The organism is Pseudomonas sp. P9_31, from assembly GCF_034008235.1.
In the GTDB taxonomy this organism is placed as follows: Bacteria; Pseudomonadota; Gammaproteobacteria; order Pseudomonadales; family Pseudomonadaceae; genus Aquipseudomonas.
The window spans coordinates 641,402-660,896 of the sequence record NZ_CP125375.1; the positions used below are offsets into that span (position 1 = coordinate 641,402).

At 59.1% G+C, this 19,495-nt stretch carries 15 protein-coding genes; 3 read left to right on the top strand and 12 right to left on the bottom strand.

What is annotated here, in order from left to right:
* Positions 1 to 14 precede the first annotated feature (14 nt).
* The 4 genes from QMK51_RS02885 to rpsU form a co-directional block, all read right to left on the bottom strand.
* Entirely contained in the window at positions 15 to 3,761 is a 3,747-nt protein-coding gene (locus tag QMK51_RS02885) for a bifunctional diguanylate cyclase/phosphodiesterase (protein WP_320393127.1), read from the bottom strand.
* A gap of 122 nt (positions 3,762 to 3,883) precedes the next feature.
* Entirely contained in the window at positions 3,884 to 5,731 is a 1,848-nt protein-coding gene (gene rpoD / locus QMK51_RS02890) for an RNA polymerase sigma factor RpoD (RefSeq protein WP_258698783.1), read from the bottom strand.
* Between the two features lie 67 nt (positions 5,732 to 5,798).
* Positions 5,799 to 7,766, bottom strand: coding sequence for a DNA primase (gene dnaG / locus QMK51_RS02895; RefSeq protein ID WP_320393128.1), 1,968 nt, complete (start codon positions 7,764 to 7,766; stop codon positions 5,799 to 5,801).
* A gap of 482 nt (positions 7,767 to 8,248) precedes the next feature.
* A complete protein-coding gene (gene rpsU / locus QMK51_RS02900; protein ID WP_002551877.1) occupies positions 8,249 to 8,464 on the bottom strand; it encodes a 30S ribosomal protein S21 in 216 nt (71 codons plus the stop codon).
* Positions 8,465 to 8,663: 199 nt separating this feature from the next.
* Here rpsU and tsaD point away from each other — a divergent pair, with 199 nt between their 5' ends.
* Positions 8,664 to 9,689, top strand: a complete 1,026-nt coding sequence (gene tsaD, locus QMK51_RS02905; protein WP_320393129.1) for a tRNA (adenosine(37)-N6)-threonylcarbamoyltransferase complex transferase subunit TsaD — start codon at positions 8,664 to 8,666, stop codon at positions 9,687 to 9,689.
* Between the two features lie 23 nt (positions 9,690 to 9,712).
* On the opposite strand, the gene plsY is transcribed toward tsaD, so the two are convergent.
* The gene (gene plsY, locus QMK51_RS02910) at positions 9,713 to 10,282 is read right to left on the bottom strand and encodes a glycerol-3-phosphate 1-O-acyltransferase PlsY (protein WP_258698786.1); all 570 of its coding nucleotides are present in this window, start codon (positions 10,280 to 10,282) and stop codon (positions 9,713 to 9,715) included.
* Between the two features lie 74 nt (positions 10,283 to 10,356).
* On the opposite strand from plsY, the gene folB reads away from it, so the two are divergent.
* Positions 10,357 to 10,710 carry a dihydroneopterin aldolase gene (gene folB / locus QMK51_RS02915; protein ID WP_258698787.1) on the top strand — a complete coding sequence of 118 codons (354 nt, stop codon included), beginning with the start codon at positions 10,357 to 10,359 and terminating at the stop codon, positions 10,708 to 10,710.
* Positions 10,701 to 11,219, top strand: coding sequence for a 2-amino-4-hydroxy-6-hydroxymethyldihydropteridine diphosphokinase (gene folK / locus QMK51_RS02920; protein WP_320393130.1), 519 nt, complete (start codon positions 10,701 to 10,703; stop codon positions 11,217 to 11,219). Before folB ends, folK begins: the two co-directional genes overlap by 10 nt.
* A gap of 79 nt (positions 11,220 to 11,298) precedes the next feature.
* Here folK and QMK51_RS02925 read toward each other — a convergent pair whose 3' ends face one another.
* The 7 genes from QMK51_RS02925 to apaG all read right to left on the bottom strand — a co-directional run bounded on the left by QMK51_RS02925 (position 11,299) and on the right by apaG (position 19,462).
* Complete coding sequence (locus tag QMK51_RS02925; protein WP_320393131.1) at positions 11,299 to 12,522, bottom strand: multifunctional CCA addition/repair protein; 1,224 nt, start codon at positions 12,520 to 12,522, stop codon at positions 11,299 to 11,301.
* Between the two features lie 63 nt (positions 12,523 to 12,585).
* A complete protein-coding gene (locus tag QMK51_RS02930; protein WP_258698790.1) occupies positions 12,586 to 14,148 on the bottom strand; it encodes a SpoVR family protein in 1,563 nt (520 codons plus the stop codon).
* Positions 14,145 to 15,416 carry a YeaH/YhbH family protein gene (locus QMK51_RS02935; RefSeq protein ID WP_258698791.1) on the bottom strand — a complete coding sequence of 424 codons (1,272 nt, stop codon included), beginning with the start codon at positions 15,414 to 15,416 and terminating at the stop codon, positions 14,145 to 14,147. The genes QMK51_RS02930 and QMK51_RS02935 overlap by 4 nt, the downstream gene beginning before the upstream one ends.
* A gap of 202 nt (positions 15,417 to 15,618) precedes the next feature.
* Entirely contained in the window at positions 15,619 to 17,541 is a 1,923-nt protein-coding gene (locus tag QMK51_RS02940; RefSeq protein WP_007904259.1) for a PrkA family serine protein kinase, read from the bottom strand.
* A gap of 296 nt (positions 17,542 to 17,837) precedes the next feature.
* A complete protein-coding gene (glpE, locus tag QMK51_RS02945) occupies positions 17,838 to 18,167 on the bottom strand; it encodes a thiosulfate sulfurtransferase GlpE (protein ID WP_258698792.1) in 330 nt (109 codons plus the stop codon).
* 33 nt (positions 18,168 to 18,200) lie between these two features.
* Positions 18,201 to 19,082, bottom strand: a complete 882-nt coding sequence (locus QMK51_RS02950; protein WP_258698793.1) for a symmetrical bis(5'-nucleosyl)-tetraphosphatase — start codon at positions 19,080 to 19,082, stop codon at positions 18,201 to 18,203.
* Positions 19,082 to 19,462: a Co2+/Mg2+ efflux protein ApaG gene (gene apaG / locus QMK51_RS02955; RefSeq protein WP_258698794.1), complete on the bottom strand. Its 381-nt coding sequence runs from the start codon at positions 19,460 to 19,462 to the stop codon at positions 19,082 to 19,084. The genes QMK51_RS02950 and apaG overlap by 1 nt, the downstream gene beginning before the upstream one ends.
* Positions 19,463 to 19,495: the final 33 nt, after the last annotated feature.

The following is a 19,495-nucleotide window of genomic DNA, read 5'->3' on the forward strand; positions in this document are numbered from 1 at the left end:
CAGTAGGCCGCGGATTATAGCGACGGTTTCTCAGCTGTGCTATCCGAAAAGTCTGAAATAGCTATACGAAGAAACGTCGCGGCGAATTCGTCGGGGCAAAGCGGCAGGCTGACGATGTAGCCCTGGATCTGTTCGCAGCCTTCGGCGGTGAGGAATTGTTGCTGGGCCTGGGTTTCGACGCCCTCGGCGATGACGGTGAATTGCATGCTGCGGCCCAGGGCGATGATCGCGCGCACAATCGCCGCGTCGTGCGGGTCGTCCGGCAGGCCGCGGACGAAGGACTGATCGATCTTGAGGATGTCCAATGGCAGGCGTTTGAGGTAGCTCAGGGACGAATAGCCGGTGCCGAAGTCGTCGATTGCCAGTTGCACGCCCAGGCGTTTGAGTTGGTGCAGCACCGCCAGTGCTTCTTCGGCCTGGCTCATGATGAAGTTTTCAGTGATCTCCAGTTGCAGGAGGTCGGGTTTGAGGCGGTTGTCCTTGAGCAATTGCTCGATCCGGCCAAGCAGGTTCGGTTGGCGCAATTGAGCACCCGCGAGGTTGACCGAGAGCGGGCCGAGGCACTCATAGACCTGATTCCATTCGTACATCTGCCGGCAGGCGGTCTCTAGGACCCAATCCCCGATTTGCAGGATCATGCCGTTTTCTTCGGCCAGGGGAATGAAGTGCTCGGGTGGCACATCGCCGAAGGTGGGGTGATGCCAGCGAATGAGGGCTTCGGCGCCGACCAGTCGATGATCGTCGAGGCTGATTTTGGGCTGGTAGTACAGAAACAGCTCATTGCGTTCGATGGCCCGCCGCAGTTCATGTTCCAGCGCCACGCGCTCGCTGGCCTGGGCGGTAAGGTCGCGGGTGTAGCTTTCAACCCGGTTACGACCCTTGGCCTTGGAGCGATACATGGCGGCGTCGGCGTTTTTGATCAGTGTGGCAACGTCGCCGCCGTCCTTGGGATACAGGCTGGTGCCGATGCTCGCGCTGATGAAAAACTCGTGTTCGCCGGCCTGGAAGGGGGCGGCGAAGCAATTCAGCAGCTTGGTGGCAATGTTATCGGCATCGCTTGACTGTTGCAGGCCGGGGAGCAGGATGATGAATTCGTCGCCACCCAGGCGCGCCACGGTGTCGATATCGCGCAACTGCTCCTTGAGGCGCACGGCGATGCCTTTGAGCAGCAGATCGCCGACCGGGTGCCCGAGGCTGTCGTTGATGTGTTTGAAGCGGTCCAGGTCCAGGAACAGCACCGCGCCCTGGCCGCCGTTATCCTGCTGGCTGTTCAACGCGCTCAGTAATCGACTTTCGAACAGCGTGCGGTTTGGCAGGCCGGTCAGCGGGTCGTGGTGCGCCTGGTAGTCGAGTTTGGCCTGCGCGTGCTTGAGACTGGAAATGTCCGCGAACACCGCAACAAAGTGGGTGATGGATTTGTCCCGGTTGCGCACCGCGCTGATGGTCAGCCAGCTCGGGTAGAGCTCGCCATTCTTGCGCCGGTTGGAAATTTCGCCTTGCCAATGACCTTCGGCCGTCAGTTGATGCCACATCGCCGCATAAAATGCGCTGTCGTGCAGGCCCGAGGCGAGCAGGCGAGGGGTGTGGCCCAGTGCTTCTGTCTCGCTGTAGCCGGTGATTTCGGTGAAGGCACGATTGACCGCGCTGATGTGTTGTTGGGTGTCGGTGATCAATACACCCTCGGCGGTGCTTTCGAACACCGTCGCGGCCTGTTGCAGCTTCTCCTGCATCAGGTGCCGTTCGGTAATGTCCCGGGCAATGGTCAACATGCAGTCTTCATCGCCGATGGGCAGCGGACGGCTTGAGACCTCGCAGAGCCGGATCTGCCCGTCGTTGCGGCGGATGTGGCAACTGAAGTCGCGGACAAAACCATCCCGGTGCAGCAGCTCGAGCATCTGCTTGCGTTCGTTGAGATTGACCCAGATTCCCAGGTCCAGGGCTGAGCGATCCACGGACATCGCGCTGTTGAAACCGGTAATGCGACTGAAGCCTTCGTTGACCTCCAGCAGCAGGCCGTCGCTCTGCCGGGACAGCAGCAAGCCGTCGGGGGAGGCATGAAAGGCCTTGGCGAATTTCTCTTCGGAGGTTTGCAGTTGTTGCTGGGTTTCCTTGAGCTGACTGATGTCGCGCACGACGACCACCAGGGCCGGGGTCGTATCGAGATCGAAAGGTTCGGCGGAAATCAGGCCGGTAAACACTTGGCCATTGCTGCGGCGAAAGGGCATCTCCAGGTTACGGATGCTGCCGGCCTGCAGCCGCTGTAACAAACCCGGCCCCACGTCATGCACGCCCCAGATGTTCAGGTCGGTGGCGGTGTGGCCTATGACCTCTTCGGCCTTGAGGCCGATCTGTTCTTCGAACGCTTCGTTGACCTCCAGCAGGCAGCCGTCGGAAAGCCGCGCAATGACCAGAATATCCGGGCATTGCTGGAACACCGAGGCGAATTTCTGTTCCGACAGGCGCAGCGCCTCTTCGGTGCGCTTGGCTTCGCTGATGTCGATCATCAGCCCACGCAATACCGGCTCATGGCCGTGCTCGATCAGGCTGACGATATCGCGTACCCACAGGCAGCGGCCGTCAGCGGTGATGACCCGGTAATCGACACTGTGGTCGCGCCCGGCCGCCACTTCACGGTCGCAGAAGGTCTGGGCCCGAGTCAGGTCCGCGGGGTGGATGATGTTGCGCCAGAAGCCCGGAATCAGCCAATGGGACAGGGGATAACCGAGGAGGTCCTGGGCATGGGGTGACACGTAGCTGTAGGTGTAATCGCTGATCTGCGCTTCCCAGGCGATGGCTGAAAGGCTCTCCACCAGCCCGCGGTAATGGTATTCGCTGCTGCGCAGTTCCTGTTCCAGATCGACCCTGCGGGCAATTTCCGAACTCAGTCGGCGGTTGATCCGGATAACCACTGCCAGCACGATCATCAGAAACAGTAATCCTGGCAGGCCGTAAATCAGCACATCGGACCAGAAGGTCCGATGATCCAGGACGTTACCGACCCAATGTTCCTGGATGGCACTGATTTCACTCGGGCTCATGTCTGCCAGGACTTTGTCCAGGATACTGACCAACAGCTTGTTGTTCGGGGGCACGGCCATCGCCAATTGATAGCGATAGGGTGTTTCACCGCTGACGTAGAGCCCGTCGAGCTTGAGCTGACGCAGGCTCCAGACGCTGGAGGCGAGATCGCCCACGACCGCGTCCACTTCGTCGGTGGCCAGTGCCTGCAGCGCCGAGCTGACGTTGGGCATCGCCACCAGATTCAGGTCGGGATGGTGGGTGCGCAACAGTTCATGGGGGGCGTAGTTTTCCACCACAGCGATCTTCAACCCATACAGGTCGTCGAGTTTGCGCGGTTGGGGGCCTCCGACATGAGCCAGAATGACAATCGGAAAGTCCAGGTAGGGGCGGGTGAACGACAGATACGTCTGGCGCTCGGGGGTCGACATGATGCCCGGCAAGATGTCTAGCTTGCCTTGTTTGGCCTGCTGCAAGACTTCAGTCCAGCTGACCGGTTCGATGGGGGTGAGTTTGACGGCCAGCCGTTGCCGGATGACGTTGATATAGTCCGCTGCCAGGCCCTGATAACGCCCCTGTTCGTCACGAAATTCAAACGGCGGCCAGGACGCGTCGACACCCAGGCGCAATTCCGGGTGAGCCGCCAGCCAACCACGTTCTTCGTCGGTCAGAGTCAGCGCGCCAGCCGTTGCGGTCCAGGTCATCAGCGACAGCAAAAAAAGCACGGTCGACCATCTGGGCATAACGGTCTCGTTATGGCTTGGGGGAATGTTTCGAGTGTAGACGGGCTATTCGGCGGGAGGGGGGCGCGGGGCATTTAATCTGCATAAAGCAAAACCCCCGGCCTGGGCCGGGGGTTTTGTGATCACTCGTCGAGGAAGGAGCGCAAATGCTCGCTTCTCGTCGGGTGGCGCAGCTTGCGCAGCGCCTTGGCTTCGATCTGACGAATCCGTTCACGGGTCACGTCGAACTGCTTACCAACCTCCTCGAGGGTGTGGTCAGTATTCATGTCGATACCGAAACGCATGCGCAGCACCTTGGCTTCACGGGCAGTGAGGCCAGACAGGACTTCGCGAGTCGCTTCTTTAAGGCTCTCAACAGTGGCGACATCGATTGGCGACTGCATGGTCGAGTCTTCGATGAAGTCACCCAGATGGGAGTCTTCGTCATCACCGATCGGGGTTTCCATGGAGATCGGCTCTTTAGCGATCTTCAATACCTTGCGGATCTTGTCCTCAGGCATTTCCATGCGTTCGCCCAGCTCTTCCGGGGTCGGTTCGCGACCCATTTCCTGCAACATCTGCCGGGAAATACGGTTGAGCTTGTTGATCGTCTCGATCATGTGCACCGGAATACGGATGGTGCGGGCCTGGTCGGCGATCGAGCGAGTGATCGCCTGACGGATCCACCAGGTGGCATAAGTCGAGAACTTGTAGCCTCGGCGGTATTCGAACTTGTCTACCGCTTTCATCAGACCGATGTTGCCTTCCTGGATCAGATCGAGGAACTGCAGGCCACGGTTGGTGTACTTCTTGGCGATGGAGATCACCAGACGCAAGTTCGCTTCGACCATCTCTTTCTTCGCGCGGCGGGCCTTGGCCTCACCGATCGACATGCGACGGTTGATGTCCTTGATCTCGGCGATCGTCAAACCGGTTTCGGTTTCCAGCGCGGTCAGCTTCTGCTGGCAACGAATGATGTCCGGCTGCAGGCGACCAATGGCTTCAGCGTATTTGCTTTTGCCTTTGGCCAGTGCATCGCTCCAGCTTTCGTCGACTTCGTTACCCGGGAACTGGCGCAGGAAGTCGGCACGCGGCATGCGGGCATCACGAACGCACAGTTGCATGATCGCGCGCTCTTGCTGACGCAGACGATCCAGGGCACTGCGAACACGCTCGACCAGGCCTTCGAATTGCTTCGGCACCAGTTTGATCGGCATGAACAGCTCAGCCAGGGCCAACAGCTCGGCAATCGCTGCCTTGTTGTGGCGACCGTGCTTTTTCAGCGCCTTGCGGGTGATTTCCATCTGGTCGGCGACAGCGCCAAAGCGCTGTGCGGCGATGACCGGATCCGGACCGCTTTCGGCTTCTTCTTCGTCATCGCTTGCTTCGGCGTCATCGTCGTCGGTGTCGTCGGCAGCTGGAGCGGCTTTCGGGTCGACAGGCGGTGGCACTTCGGCTGCAGGCGGCGCAATGCCGTCGTCCGGGTCGATATAACCGCTCAGGACGTCGGACAGGCGGCCACCTTCGGTGGTGACGCGAGTGTACTCGGAGAGAATATGGTCAACCGTGCCAGGGAAGTGCGCGATTGCGCCCATCACTTCGCGGATGCCCTCTTCAATACGCTTGGCGATTTCAATTTCGCCTTCACGTGTGAGGAGCTCTACCGTACCCATTTCACGCATGTACATGCGCACTGGGTCGGTGGTGCGACCAATGTCGGTCTCGACCGCTGCCAACGCTGCTGCTGCCTCTTCGGCCGCGGCTTCGTCGGTATCGGCGTCGGCCAGCATAAGGGAATCCTTATCTGGCGCAACCTCGAATACGTTGATCCCCATGTCATTGATCATGCGGATGATGTCTTCCACCTGTTCCGGATCTGAAATATCCTCCGGCAGGTGGTCGTTGACCTCCGCGTAAGTCAGGTAGCCCTGCTCACGACCAAGTGTGATCAACTCTTTGATACGAGACTGCTGTTGCGCTTTTCCGGACATAACACCCTATCCACTGAAGGTCTTGGCGGGCAAAAAACAAGCCGAGGATTATACCTGAGCTATGACCTCACGCGCCAGTTGAGGTCGGGCTTGATGCGGAAACATTGCGACTTAAAAGGTCGCGCAGTTGGTTTTTCTCTTCGGTACTCAATTCGCTTTGACGCGCTTTTCGAAGAAGTTGTTCCAGGTTTCGCTCGCGTTGGCGGGCTGACAAGCTAGTAATGGTGTCGAAAAACTGTTGTTCAAGGTTATCTCCATCAATCAGCCATTCCTTTTCTGCCAGCGCTTTGAGCAGTCGGCCCTGTTCGGTGCCGTGCCAGCGCGCAATCAACTGAAATGAGTTTAGCTTGGGATTCTTCTGTACGGCTTCGAGCAGGGCGACCAGCAGTTGCGTGTTGGTATGGTCTTCGGCTGCGAAGTGCCCGGCGTCTTCGACTTTTTCGGCCAGTTGCGGGTGATGCAGCAACGTGCGCAAGGCCGCCAAGGTGGGTGGCTCTACAGCGGCCGGTACCCGTGGCGCGCGAGGCTGATCGCGATCGCCGCCGCGCTTGCCATTCTTGTCCCAGGGCTTCTTGTCCCATTTTTTGCCGCCTGCGCCGGGTTTCTTCGGCGTCCATTCCTGCTGCGGCACATACATCTCTTGCGCCTGCGGCTGATGGTAGTCGCTGTAATCCGGCATGGCATCGTAATCGATGCCCGGGTCGTACGCCGGCGGCGCTTCCTGGGGCGCGCTGTGCACCAGCTGGCTCACGGCTTCGCCGCTTAGACCGGTAATTTCGGTCAGGCGCTGACGCATCAGGATGCGCAGGTTGGCTCCTGGGACTTTGTCGATCAGCGGCGCGGCGAGGGTGGCCATGTGGGCCTTGCCTTCAAGCGAGCGCGGGTCCGATTCCTCGGTCAGCTGTTGGAAAAAATAATCGGCCAGCGGCTGGGCGTGCTGATTGATTCGCGCGCGGAAGGCGTCAGTGCCCTCGGAGCGGACCAGGGTGTCCGGGTCTTCACCCTCGGGCAGAAACAGAAAGCGCGCCCGGCGCCCGTCCTGCAGGCACGGCAGGGCAGCTTCCAGTGCTCGCCAGGCGGCATTTCGGCCGGCCTGGTCGCCGTCGAAGCAGAACAACACGCTGGGCACGACGCGAAACAGGCGCTTCAAGTGCTCTTCGCTGGTGGCGGTGCCCAGGGTGGCGACGGCATTGCGCAGGCCTTGCTGGGCGAGGGCGATGACGTCCATATAGCCTTCGACGACGATGATTTCGTCGAGGTTGCGATTGTTCTTGCGCGCCTCATAAAGGCCGTAAAGTTCCTGGCCTTTATGAAAAACCGGGGTTTCCGGTGAGTTCAGGTATTTCGGCTTGTCATCGCCCAATACCCGGCCGCCGAAGGCAATGATGCGCCCGCGACTGTCGCGTATCGGGAACATCACGCGATCGCGGAAACGGTCATAACGCTTGCCGGTTTCGGCGTTCTCGATCAACAGGCCGGCATCGATCATGGCTTTTTGTTGCAGGGTGTCGCTGCTCAGATGTTTGAACAGATTGTCCCAGCCGGGCGGGGCAAAGCCGAGGCCGAAGTCCCGGGCGATCTCGCCGGTCAGGCCGCGACCTTTCAAGTAATCCACAGCGGCTTTGCGCGCTGGATGGCTTTTCAGGGCCTGGCGGTAAAAGTCGGCAGCGGCGGTGAGCAGCGGATACAGCGGCGAATCGGTGGGCTGCCGCGGCTTGTGCGGTCGGCCGCTTTCTTCGCGGGGAATTTCCATGCCGGCGGCTTTGGCCAGCTCTTCGACAGCCTGGGGGAAGTCCAGGTTGTCGTGGTCCATGATGAAGCCGAGGGCATTGCCGCCAGCGCCGCAGCCGAAGCAGTAATAGAACTGTTTGTCGGGGCTGACGCTGAAGGAGGGGGTTTTCTCTTTATGAAACGGGCAGCAAGCGGTGTAGTTCTTGCCGGCTTTTTTCATTTGCAGGCGCGAGCTGACCACGTCGACGATGTCGGTGCGGTTCAGAAGGTCGTCAATGAAGCTCTGGGGAATTAGCCCGGCCATGGCGTTCTCGTCATCTGCGCTGAAATGGACCCAAAACGAAGGGCGGCCGAACGCGGGTCGTTGTTTGAGGTGCACAAGGTGTGCGGCTCGACCGGTGTCGTCTGCGTAATCGCTGTCGGGAAGTGTATCTGCCGAAAATCCACTGACGTTAGTAACAATCAGTATTCGACTATTTGAAAGTGTTTCGCTGAATCCGGCGACGGCCAATCAATGGCCACGGATAGCTCATAAGCGGGCACGCAAGCGGGTGCCTTGGGCTGATCGTCGTGAGAGGAATCAGTGGGTGTGCTCGTCAGTAGCCTTGGAAGGCTCGTCAGAAAAGACGTGCACCGCTGGCAAAAGAGCCAGGTCTGACGCTGTGAAGCAGGTTTGTCTCGGTCGCGTCTGCGGCTTTGACGGTGAAGCATCAAGCGTTGTCCGCAAATGCCATTAGCCCGGCTGAGGGCCGGGCTTGGCAGAAGCTTGCTACGATCGTCTGTGTATTAGTACAGACGAACGGCGCGGCGCTGTTCGCGCTGTACTTTCTTGGCGTGACGCTTAACAGCGGCTGCTGCTTTGCGCTTACGCTCAGAAGTAGGCTTCTCGTAAAATTCGCGGCTACGAACTTCAGCCAGTACACCGGCTTTTTCGCAGGAGCGCTTGAAACGACGCAGAGCTACGTCGAAGGGTTCGTTCTCTTTAACTTTGACGGCTGGCATCCAGAGCTACCTTCATTCATTACCGGGGTCAACATCCTCGCGGCAAAAGAGCACTTGAAGACGTCGGTTTTTAAGGGTTGCGGATGTTAACCCCTCATCGCTCGGAATGCAAAGCCTCTGATCGAAAACCGCTGGTCGGGGCATCACGCGACGACTATTATGCGCGCCTTCGAATTCAGCCTCTACAAGGCGCAAACCCATGCTAGTACTGGGATTAGAAACCTCCTGCGACGAAACCGGTGTCGCACTTTACGACAGTGAACGCGGGTTGTTGGCCGACGCGCTGTTCAGTCAGATCGACCTGCATCGCGCCTATGGCGGTGTGGTGCCGGAGCTGGCTTCGCGCGATCACGTCAAACGCATGCTGCCCTTGATCCGTCAGGTGCTGGCCGAGGCCGACTGCGTGCCGACCGAGATCGATGCCATCGCTTATACCGCGGGCCCCGGCCTGGTCGGAGCCTTGCTGGTGGGGGCCTCCTGCGCCCAGGCGCTGGCTTTTGCCTGGGGTATCCCGGCGTTGGGCGTGCACCACATGGAAGGTCACTTGCTGGCGCCGATGCTGGAGCCGCAACCACCGGAGTTCCCGTTCGTCGCTTTGTTGGTGTCGGGTGGTCATACGCAACTGGTTCAGGTCGACGGCATCGGTCAATACACGCTCTTGGGCGAGACCCTCGACGATGCCGCCGGCGAAGCTTTCGACAAGACCGCGAAAATGATGGGCCTCAATTATCCGGGCGGTCCGGAGATCGCTCGTCTGGCGGCGCAAGGCGTTGACGGGCGTTTCGTCTTCCCGCGTCCGATGTGTGATCGTCCGGGCCTGGCGTTTAGCTTCAGCGGTTTGAAAACCTTCGCCTTGAACACCTGGCAGCAATGCGTCAGCGCCGGGGACGACGGTGAGCAAGCCCGTTGCGACATCTCGCTGGCGTTCCAGCAGGCCGTGGTGGAGACTTTGACCATCAAGTGCAAGCGTGCCCTGAAACAAGCCGGCATGAAGCGTCTGGTGATCGCTGGCGGCGTCAGCGCCAACAAGGCGTTGCGCACGTCACTGGAAAAAATGCTCGGCGACATGAAGGGCGATGTGTTTTATGCCCGTCCGGAGTTCTGCACCGACAACGGCGCGATGATTGCGTTTGCCGGCTGTCAGCGCTTGCAGGCCGGTCAGTACGAAAGCCTGGCGATCAGCGTGCAGGCGCGCTGGCCGATGGAGCAGTTGTCGGCGCTGTGATGAGCGGCGTTCACGTGCGGTATTTAAAAATGCCGTTCGCGCCCGGCAAACAGGTCGCGTAGATTGCCGCGATGGCGCCAGACGATCAGCCCCGTGAGCGCGCTCATGGGCAGCAGTGCCGCCGGTTCTTGCCAGGCCAGCAGCGGCAGGGTCAGGGGGGTGGCGATCAGGGCAGCGAGGGAGCTGGTGCGGGTCAGGTAGAACGTCAGCAGCCAGGCGCAGACCGCCAGCAGCGCGGCGGGGGGGTAGAGCCCCAGCAGCATGCCGGCGGCGGTGGCGACACCCTTGCCACCGCGAAAGCGGAAGTACAGCGGAAACAGGTGGCCGATGACGGCACAGACGCCGATCCAGGCTTGTTCCTGCAACGAAAGACCTGCCACGCCTGCGATCAGTACTGGCAGCAGGCCTTTGCAGAGGTCGCCGAGCAAGGTCAGGATGGCGAGTTTCTTGCCGGCCAGGCGCAACATGTTGGTGGCACCGGCATTGCCCGAGCCACTCATTCGCGGATCGGGGTTACCGGTCAGGCGGCTGAGCAAGATGGCGAAGGACAGCGAGCCGAGCAGGTAGGCGAAGATCGCCAGTGACCAAAACATGCTAACTATTCCGGGCGAGGACGCCCTGATTCTAACGGCGCATTGCGCCCTTGTCGTGCAGCGGAGAGAAGTGCTTGGACAGAGTGTTTATCGAGGGCCTGGAAGTCGACACCGTGATTGGTGCCTACGACTGGGAACGAGGCATCCGACAGTGTCTGCGACTTGATCTGAGTTTCGCCTGGGACAATCGGCCGGCCGCCGCCGGTGATGACCTGACCCTGGCGCTCGACTACGCGAGCGTTTCGTCACGCATCCAGGCGTTCGCCGAGCAGGCGCAGTTCCAACTGGTCGAGACCTTTGCCGAGCGTCTGGCTGAGGTCCTGATGAGTGAATTCAAGATCACCTGGATGCACCTCAAGTTGACCAAGCCAGGTGCCATCCCGGCGGCCAAGGGCGTGGGTGTGGAGATCGAGCGCGGATGTCGCTGACACAGGTGTATCTCGGGTTCGGTAGCAATATCGAGCGCGAATCCCATTTGCAGGCTGGCCTGGACGCCCTGGCGGCTTTCCTGGTGGATATGCGCTGCTCGGCGGTGTTCGAAAGCCAGCCGGTGGGGATCAAGAGCGGGCCGTTTTTCAATTTTGTGGTCTCTGCCTTCACCGATCTGTCGCTGATGGAGCTGGATCGACGGCTGAAATTCATCGAGGCGGATAACGGTCGTTATGCGCCCGACCGCAAAGGCTTGCCACTGGATATCGACGTGCTGCTGTTCGGCGATCTGGTGGGCAACTTCGATGGTTTGATCTTGCCGCGAGCAGAGATTCTGAAAAATGCCTTCGTACTGTGGCCGTTGTCGCTGATTGCGCCGGACAGAGTGCATCCAGGCGTAGGCAAGAGCTTTGCGACCCTGTGGCGTGAGGCGCAGATCGATCAGGTGTTGGCACCCGTGGCTTTTGAATGGCGCGGCCAGCAGTTGACCCCCTCCGATATGCTTTAAAGCAAAAGATCGCAGCCTTCGGCAGCTCCTGCGCTGATCTCTGAAGGGGCTGCCGCAGGCTGCGATCTTTCGCTCTTGCTTACGCTTGTTCTTTGTAAGTCTTCAACGCCTTGAGCCGTTCGCGCTTGATCGCCTCGCCCAATTCCGGTCCCTTGAATCCCCTCTCCAGCAACGGCTGCACGGCAATACTTCGCGCCGCAGTCGCCGCTCCGCGCAAATAATCCGCCTGTGGATAACTTCTCTGTTCCAGGCCTTTGCGCCCCCGAGCGTCCATCTCGCACGCTGCAATAAACTCTTCAAAGCGCTGTGGTCGACGATAAACGTCGAAACTTTGCAGCAACTCCAGCAAGGTCGAGGGCTTCAGCTCCAGGGCGCGATGCCCGTGGGTGTGATACTCGCCCACCAGCAGCGCCAGTTCCTGACAGTCTTTCGGTGCCTTGAAGCGCTCGTTGACCGCTTTGATCAACTTCAGGCCTTTGTGCTCGTGGGCGATATGGCGGGGCCACTCTTCTTTGGGCGTCAATCCTTTGCCCAGGTCATGCAGCAGGCAGGCCCAGCGTACGGTCAGCGATTGTTTGTGTCGTGCCGCTTGCTCCAGCACGCTCAGGGTGTGTACGCCCGTATCGATTTCCGGGTGATGGGCTTCGGGTTGTGGTACGCCGAACAACGCATCGACTTCTGGCATCAGCACCTTGAGTGCGCCGCACTCGCGCAGCACTTGGATGAACACCTGGGGCTGGTCTTCCATCAGTGCACGGGAGATTTCTTTCCAGCTGCGCTCCGCGGTCAGGGCCTCCAATTCGCCCGACTCGCTGAGTTGTCGCATCAGCTCCAGTGTCTCGGGAGCGACGGTGAAACCCAGTCCCGCATAACGCGCGGCGAAGCGGGCAACGCGTAGAACACGGAGTGGATCTTCGGCGAACGCGGGGGAAACGTGACGAAGCAGGCGAGCTTCGAGATCCCGCTGGCCATGATAGGGATCAGTCAGGTTTTGCTGATCGTCTTCGGCCATGGCGTTGATCGTCAGGTCGCGACGAATCAGGTCTTCTTCGAGCGTGACTTCAGGGCTGGCGTGGAAGGTGAACCCGCCGTAACCGCGTCCGCTTTTGCGCTCGGTGCGGGCGAGGGCGTATTCCTCACCGCTTTTGGGATGAAGGAACACCGGGAAGTCCGCACCCACGGGGCGAAAGCCCTTGGCGAGCATTTCTTCGGTGGTGGCGCCTACCACGACCCAGTCGATATCGGTGACAGGCTTGCCCAGCAGGCGATCGCGTACCGCCCCCCCGACTTTATAAATCTGCATAAAAAACCTCCGTTAGCCCGACAGAATAACCTTTGCGTCGAACTTCCGGAGGCAGAAACAGGATCAAAGATGAATGACAGCCAGGTCTAGCCGGCCGTAGTCCCCCTCGCCGTGTTCGCTTCTGGGTGGAACATGGTGGGTTTTCACCACCTGATCCCCTTGCAGGGTTTCCAGGTGAATGTCGAAGCCCCAGAGCCGGTGCAGGTGCTTGAGCACTTCCTCGGTGGAGTCGCCCAGTGGTTTGCGGTCGTGCTGCTGGTGACGCAAGGTCAGGGAGCGGTCGCCACGCCGATCGATGCTGTAGATCTGAATGTTGGGTTCGCGATTGCCCAGGTTGTACTGCGCCGCCAGGGTTTCGCGAATGGTTCGATAGCCGTCTTCGTCGTGTATCGCCGGAACCAGCAGATCGTCTTTCTGATCGTCATCGAGGATGCTGAACAGCTTCAGGTCGCGGATCACCTTGGGTGACAGGTACTGCAGGATGAAGCTTTCGTCCTTGAAGCTGCTCATGGCGAATTTGATGCTGGACAGCCAGTCGGTGCCGGCGATTTCCGGGAACCAGCGGTAGTCCTCTTCGGTGGGCTGTTCGCATATCCGCCGGATATCGCGATACATGGCAAAACCCAGGGTGTAGGGGTTGATGCCGTTGTAGTAGGGGCTGTCGAAGCCAGGTTGAAAGACCACGCTGGTATGAGAAGTCAGGAATTCCATCATGAAACCGTCGGTGACCAGGCCTTCGTCATACAAGTCGTTCATCAAGGTGTAGTGCCAGAACGTAGCCCAGCCTTCGTTCATTACCTGGGTCTGGCGCTGTGGGTAAAAATACTGGGCGATCTTGCGCACGATCCGCACGATTTCGCGCTGCCAGGGCTCCAGCAGCGGGGCGTGTTTTTCGATGAAGTACAGAATGTTTTCCTGAGGTTCGGCTGGGAAGCGCGCGTTGTCCTTGTCGCTGTATTTATCCGCGCCTTTTGGAATGGTCCGCCACAAATCGTTGATCTGCTTCTGCAAATGCTCTTCCCGATCTTTCTGCCGACGGCGTTCTTCTTCGGCGGAAATCGGATAAGGGCGTTTGTAACGGTCGACCCCGTAATTCATCAGTGCATGGCAGGAGTCAAGCAGGTCCTCCACCGCGTCGATACCGTGGCGTTCTTCGCACTGCATGATGTACTGCTTGGCGAACACCAGGTAATCGATGATCGAACTGGCGTCGGTCCAGGTGCGGAACAGGTAGTTGCCCTTGAAGAAGCTGTTATGGCCATAGCAGGCGTGTGCCACCACCAGGGCCTGCATGCAGATGGTGTTTTCTTCCATCAGATAGGCGATGCAGGGGTCCGAGTTGATCACAATCTCGTAGGCCAGCCCCATCTGGCCACGGCTGTAGGATTTTTCGGTGCTGAGGAAGTGCTTGCCGTAGGACCAATGGTGATAACCCAAGGGCATGCCGACAGAGGCGTAGGCGTCCATCATCTGCTCGGCGGTGATCACTTCGATCTGGTTGGGGTACGTATCCAGCGCGTAGCGGGCCGCGAGACGACTGATTTCGCGGTCGTAGGCCTGGATCAGCTCGAACGTCCATTCGGAGCCGGTGGAAATGGGTTGGCGCTTCTGCTCTTTGGCGGTCATGTCACTAACCTGCGCTGGAAGAGTTCACGGAAGACCGGGTAGATATCTCCGGCCGAAACCAGTTGCTGCTGGGCAAACGTGTCAGAGAAGGCTTCGGCGATGCGTTCGTACTCGAACCACAGGGCCTGGTGTTCGCGCGGAGTAATCTCAACATAAGTGTAGTACTGCACGAACGGCATGATCTGGTTGATCAGGATGTCGCGGCAGATCGGCGAGTCGTCGTTCCAGTTGTCACCGTCGGATGCCTGGGCGGCATAGATGTTCCACTCGTTGCTCGAATAACGCTCGGCCATGATCTCCTGCATCAGTTTCAGGGCGCTGGAGACGATGGTGCCGCCGGTTTCCCGGGAGTAGAAAAACTCCTCCTCATCCACTTCACGGGCGCTGGTGTGGTGGCGGATGAACACGACGTCGATTTTGTCGTAGTTCCGCTTGAGGAACAGGTACAGCAGGATGAAGAAGCGTTTGGCGATGTCCTTGGTCGCCTGGGTCATGGAGCCGGACACGTCCATCAGGCAGAACATCACTGCTTTGGAGCTGGGGTTCGGCTGCTTGATGAGCAGGTTGTACTTGAGGTCGAAGGTGTCGAGAAATGGCACCCGGTGGATGCGCGCGCTGAGCTTCTCGATTTCTGCTTCGAGTTCCTGAATATCGCCGAAGTTATCTGGCTCTTCCCGTTTAAGTCGCGCCAGTTCCTCTTTGACTTCACGCAATTTTGCCCGGCTGCTGCCGGACAGGGCGATTCGCCGGGCATGGGCCGAACGCAGCGTGCGGATAATGTTGATCCGTGACGGGTTGCCCTCGTTGCTGATGCCCGCGCGTACGGTCTTGAAGGTGTCGGTGCCGGTCAGGTGGCGTTTGACCAGGTTAGGCAGTTCAAGGTCCTCGAACATGAATTCGAGAAATTCCTCCTGGGTGATCTGGAAGACGAACTCGTCCATCCCTTCACCCGAGTTGCCGGCCTTGCCGGGGCCTCTGCCGCCGCCACCTCCGGGCGGACGGGCAATGTGCTCGCCGCTGGTGAACTCCTTGTTGCCCGGGTGCACGATGGTCTGCTTGCCGCCACGGCCGTGGTGAAGCACCGGCTCATCAATGTCGCGACCGGGAATGCTGATCTGCTCGCCGTGTTCCATATCGGTAATGGAACGCCGGCTGACCGCCTCTTCGACGGCCTTTTTGATGTGATCACGGTAGCGCCGCAGAAACCGCTGGCGGTTTACCGTGCTCTTGTTCTTGCCATTGAGACGTCGGTCGATCACATAGCTCATGACTGCTCCTTAGAAGATGTCCTGAAAGGGGCGAGCGGTTATGCAGCATCGACTGTGCCGGGGGATGTTCACGCTCCCCCAAGCGCTTCTGGATGCTGCCTGAACCTCGTTACCGACTTTCGAACACCTCCCAGAGGTCTGTGTAACAGAAAAAGCGTACACAGGCCTCTGGCTAACGACAACCGGTCTGACCGGCAGCGGGTTACTGTGATTTTCTGACTCGCAGATACCACTCGGACAGCAGTCGTACCTGTTTGTCGGTGTAGCCCCGTTCGACCATCCGTGTGACGAAGTCGTTGTGTTTCTGCTGGTCCTCTTTGCTGGCCTTGGCATTGAAACTGATGACTGGCAGCAGGTCCTCGGTGTTGGAGAACATTTTCTTCTCGATGACCACCCGCAATTTTTCGTAGCTGAGCCAGGTTGGGTTTTTGCCGTTGTTGTTGGCACGGGCGCGCAGTACGAAGTTGACGATTTCGTTGCGGAAATCCTTCGGATTGCTGATGCCGGCCGGTTTCTCGATTTTCTCCAGTTCCTCGTTCAGTGCCACGCGGTTGAGGATCTCGCCGGTTTCCGGGTCGCGGTATTCCTGATCCTGAATCCAGAAGTCGGCGTACAGCACGTAGCGATCGAAGATGTTCTGGCCGTACTCGCTGTAAGACTCGAGGTAGGCAGTCTGGATCTCCTTGCCGATGAATTCGATATAACGCGGCGCCAGGTACTCTTTCAGGAAGCGCAGATAGCGTTCGCGGGTCTCGGCCTGGAATTGTTCCTGTTCGATCTGCTGTTCCAGCACGTAGAGCAGATGCACCGGGTTGGCGGCGATTTCGTGCGGATCGAAGTTGAAGACCTTCGACAGAATCTTGAAGGCGAAGCGGGTCGACAGGCCGTTCATGCCTTCATCGACACCCGCGGCGTCACGGTATTCCTGGATCGACTTGGCCTTCGGATCGGTATCCTTGAGGTTTTCGCCGTCATACACGCGCATCTTGGAGTAGATGTTGGAGTTTTCCGGCTCTTTGAGGCGCGAGAGCACCGTGAACTGAGCGAGCATTTTCAGGGTGTCGGGCGCGCAATGGGCCTTGGCCAGCGAACTGTTGAACAGAAGCTTGTCGTAGATCTTCACTTCGTCGCTGACGCGCAGGCAGTACGGCACTTTGACGATATAGATCCGGTCGATGAACGCTTCGTTGTTCTTGTTGTTCCGGAAGGTGTGCCATTCCGATTCGTTGGAGTGGGCCAGCAGGATCCCGGTAAACGGAATCGCCCCCAGGCCTTCGGTACTGTTGTAGTTACCTTCCTGGGTGGCGGTCAGCAATGGGTGCAGCACCTTGATCGGTGCCTTGAACATTTCGACGAACTCCATCAGGCCCTGGTTGGCCCGGCACAGTGCCCCCGAGTAGCTGTAGGCATCGGCATCGTTCTGCGGGAACTCTTCCAGTTTGCGAATATCGACCTTGCCCACCAGTGCCGAGATGTCCTGGTTGTTTTCATCTCCCGGCTCGGTTTTCGCGACCGCAATCTGGTTGAGGATCGACGGATAGAGTTTCACCACGCGGAACTGACTGATGTCGCCGCCGAATTCGGCCAGGCGCTTGGTGGCCCATGGCGACATGATGGTATTGAGATAGCGCCGGGGAATGCCGAAGTCTTCCTCGAGGATCGCGCCATCTTCCGTGGCGTTGAACAAACCCAGAGGCGATTCGAAAACCGGCGAGCCCTTGATTGCGTAGAAGGGCACTTTCTCGATCAGCTGTTTGAGCTTTTCGGCCAGGGACGACTTACCGCCACCGACAGGGCCGAGCAGATAGAGGATCTGTTTCTTTTCTTCCAGGCCCTGAGCGGCATGGCGGAAATACGACACGATCTGGTCGATGCATTCTTCCATCCCGTGGAAGTCTTCAAAGGCCGGATAGCGGCGGATCACCTTGTTGGAAAAGATTCGTGACAGCCTCGAGTTGGTGGAGGTGTCGAGCAGCTCCGGTTCACCGATGGCCAGCAAGAGACGCTCGGCCGCGGAAACGTAGGCGCTGCGGTCCTTTTTGCACAGCTCCAGGTACTCTTGCAGCGAGAGTTCTTCCTGGCGCGTGGACTCGAAGCGTTGTTGGAAGTGGCTAAAGATACTCATGACGTCACCTCGCTCGATACGTGGAGCCGACGCCGGATCAGTCAGTCGATGCTGGCAAGCAACTGAATATGCAGTTGCTGTTTACCCCCCAGAACACCTCCGGGGTATAAACCCCGAAAGCTACTCCCGATGACCCGTGCGCCGGTGTACCGGCTCTCCCCTGTTTTGGATGGCCTGCGCTTAAGGATAGTTGGGAATTCGGGAGGTAAAGGCGAGATACGTAATTAGTTGTGGCAGACCGTTCGTCTGCCACCGCGCGAGCCCGCAGTAGCCGGGGCTTGCGCGTTACAAAAAAATTATTCGGAAGTGCCTTGCGCCGTTTCCGAAGGATAAGTCGTACGCCACAGCTCAAAACCGCCGTCCATGCTGTAGACGTCGGAGAAGCCCTGGCTGATCAGGTAAGCGGCGGCACTTTGGCTGGAATTACCGTGGTAGCAGACCACCACAGTCGGCGCGTCGAGGTCGGCGGCACGGATGAAATCCGCGATGGAATGGTTGTCCAGATGCTTCGAGCCGGCGATGTGCAGCGCGGCAAAAGTTGCCGGGTCGCGGATATCGACTACCACCGCGCCTTGTTCGCGCAGGGTCTGGGCCTGTTCTGGGGGGATGCGTTTGAATTCGCTCATGGCGGGCTCCTGTGGCTCGGCTGAAAGCGCAGTCTAGCGCGGGGCGCTGGCTGACGTTTGTTCGGGAATAGAGGTGGCGACTGGCGGTCGAACGTGGCCATGGGCGTCGCATTTGCATTGCAGGCGCTCAAAGGTGTCGACGTTCATCAGGGTCATGGCACCGCCCCAGACGCATCCGGTATCGAGTGCAAACAGACCGGGCTCGTTGCACTGGCCTTCGAGTGCAGCCCAATGGCCGAAGATGATCTTCAGGCCTTTGGTCTTGCGCTCCTTGTGCCTGAACCACGGCGCATAACCCGGCGGTGCAGTGTCGATGCCTTCCTTGCCTTTGAGATCGAGTTTGCCGTCGCTGGTGCAAAAACGCATCCGGGTTAAATAGTTGGTGATGACTCGCAGGCGGGCCGCGCCTTTGAGGTCGTTGTCCCATTTCACCGGTTCGTTGCCGTACATACCGTCAAGGTAAGGCGCGAAGCGGTTGTCGTCGCGCAGGGCTTCTTCGACTTCGGCGGCGCATTTCAAGGCTTTGCGCAGCGACCATTGTGGCGGGATGCCGGCATGGACCAGGGCGATTTCGCGTTGTTCATCGTAGTGCATGAGCTTTTGCTGGCGAACCCACTCCAACAGATCCGCGCTATCGGGCGCTTCGAGGATCTCACGCAAGGTGTCGGCTTTCTTCAGGCGTTCGATGTTTTGCCCGACTGCCAGCAAGTGCAGGTCATGGTTGCCGAGTACGCAGATCAGCGATTCGCGGATGCTATAGAGGAAACGCAAGGTTTCCAGCGACTGTGGGCCTCGGTTGACCAGATCGCCCACCAGCCACAAACGGTCCCGGGCAGGGTCGAAGGCGACTTGCTTGAGCAGGCATTGCAGCGGTTCAAGGCAACCTTGCACATCGCCGACGGCATACGTCGCCATCAGTGCAGGGCTCCGGGTACCGCCAGACGGAACGGTGCGATGATGGCGTCGAAGTGTTTACCATCGTCGGCGACCATCTGGTAGGTGCCCTGCATGGTGCCGACCTTGGATGTCATGACGGTACCGCTGCTGTAAGTGTGGCTCTGGCCCACATCGATCAATGGTTGTTGGCCGACAACGCCTGCGCCGCGAACCTCCTCGACATGCCCGTCGCCATCGGTGATCACCCAATGCCGTGAAAGCAGCTTGGCGGGTAGCAGGCCATTGTTCTGCACGGTGATGGTGTAGGCGAAGGCAAAGCGGTTGTGCTCGGGTTGCGATTGTTCTGCCAGATAGCGGGTGACGACGCTGACGTCGACCTGATAACGAGGATCGGACATGCAAAAGGCCTTAGAAACGAAGCGGGACGCGGG

Excerpts from the sequence above, each read along its gene's own strand:
- plsY (WP_258698786.1), bottom strand. The coding sequence starts at position 10,282 with ATGTTTTGGTCACTGGCGATCTTCGCCTACCTGCTCGGCTCGCTGTCC.
- apaG (WP_258698794.1), bottom strand. The coding sequence starts at position 19,462 with ATGTCCGATCCTCGTTATCAGGTCGACGTCAGCGTCGTCACCCGCTAT.
- tsaD (WP_320393129.1), top strand. The coding sequence starts at position 8,664 with ATGCTAGTACTGGGATTAGAAACCTCCTGCGACGAAACCGGTGTCGCA.
- QMK51_RS02940 (WP_007904259.1), bottom strand. The coding sequence starts at position 17,541 with ATGAGTATCTTTAGCCACTTCCAACAACGCTTCGAGTCCACGCGCCAG.
- glpE (WP_258698792.1), bottom strand. The coding sequence starts at position 18,167 with ATGAGCGAATTCAAACGCATCCCCCCAGAACAGGCCCAGACCCTGCGC.
- QMK51_RS02930 (WP_258698790.1), bottom strand. The coding sequence starts at position 14,148 with ATGACCGCCAAAGAGCAGAAGCGCCAACCCATTTCCACCGGCTCCGAA.
- QMK51_RS02925 (WP_320393131.1), bottom strand. The coding sequence starts at position 12,522 with ATGCAGATTTATAAAGTCGGGGGGGCGGTACGCGATCGCCTGCTGGGC.
- rpoD (WP_258698783.1), bottom strand. The coding sequence starts at position 5,731 with ATGTCCGGAAAAGCGCAACAGCAGTCTCGTATCAAAGAGTTGATCACA.
- rpsU (WP_002551877.1), bottom strand. The coding sequence starts at position 8,464 with ATGCCAGCCGTCAAAGTTAAAGAGAACGAACCCTTCGACGTAGCTCTG.
- QMK51_RS02885 (WP_320393127.1), bottom strand. The coding sequence starts at position 3,761 with ATGCCCAGATGGTCGACCGTGCTTTTTTTGCTGTCGCTGATGACCTGG.
- folK (WP_320393130.1), top strand. The coding sequence starts at position 10,701 with ATGTCGCTGACACAGGTGTATCTCGGGTTCGGTAGCAATATCGAGCGC.
- dnaG (WP_320393128.1), bottom strand. The coding sequence starts at position 7,766 with ATGGCCGGGCTAATTCCCCAGAGCTTCATTGACGACCTTCTGAACCGC.
- QMK51_RS02950 (WP_258698793.1), bottom strand. The coding sequence starts at position 19,082 with ATGGCGACGTATGCCGTCGGCGATGTGCAAGGTTGCCTTGAACCGCTG.
- QMK51_RS02935 (WP_258698791.1), bottom strand. The coding sequence starts at position 15,416 with ATGAGCTATGTGATCGACCGACGTCTCAATGGCAAGAACAAGAGCACG.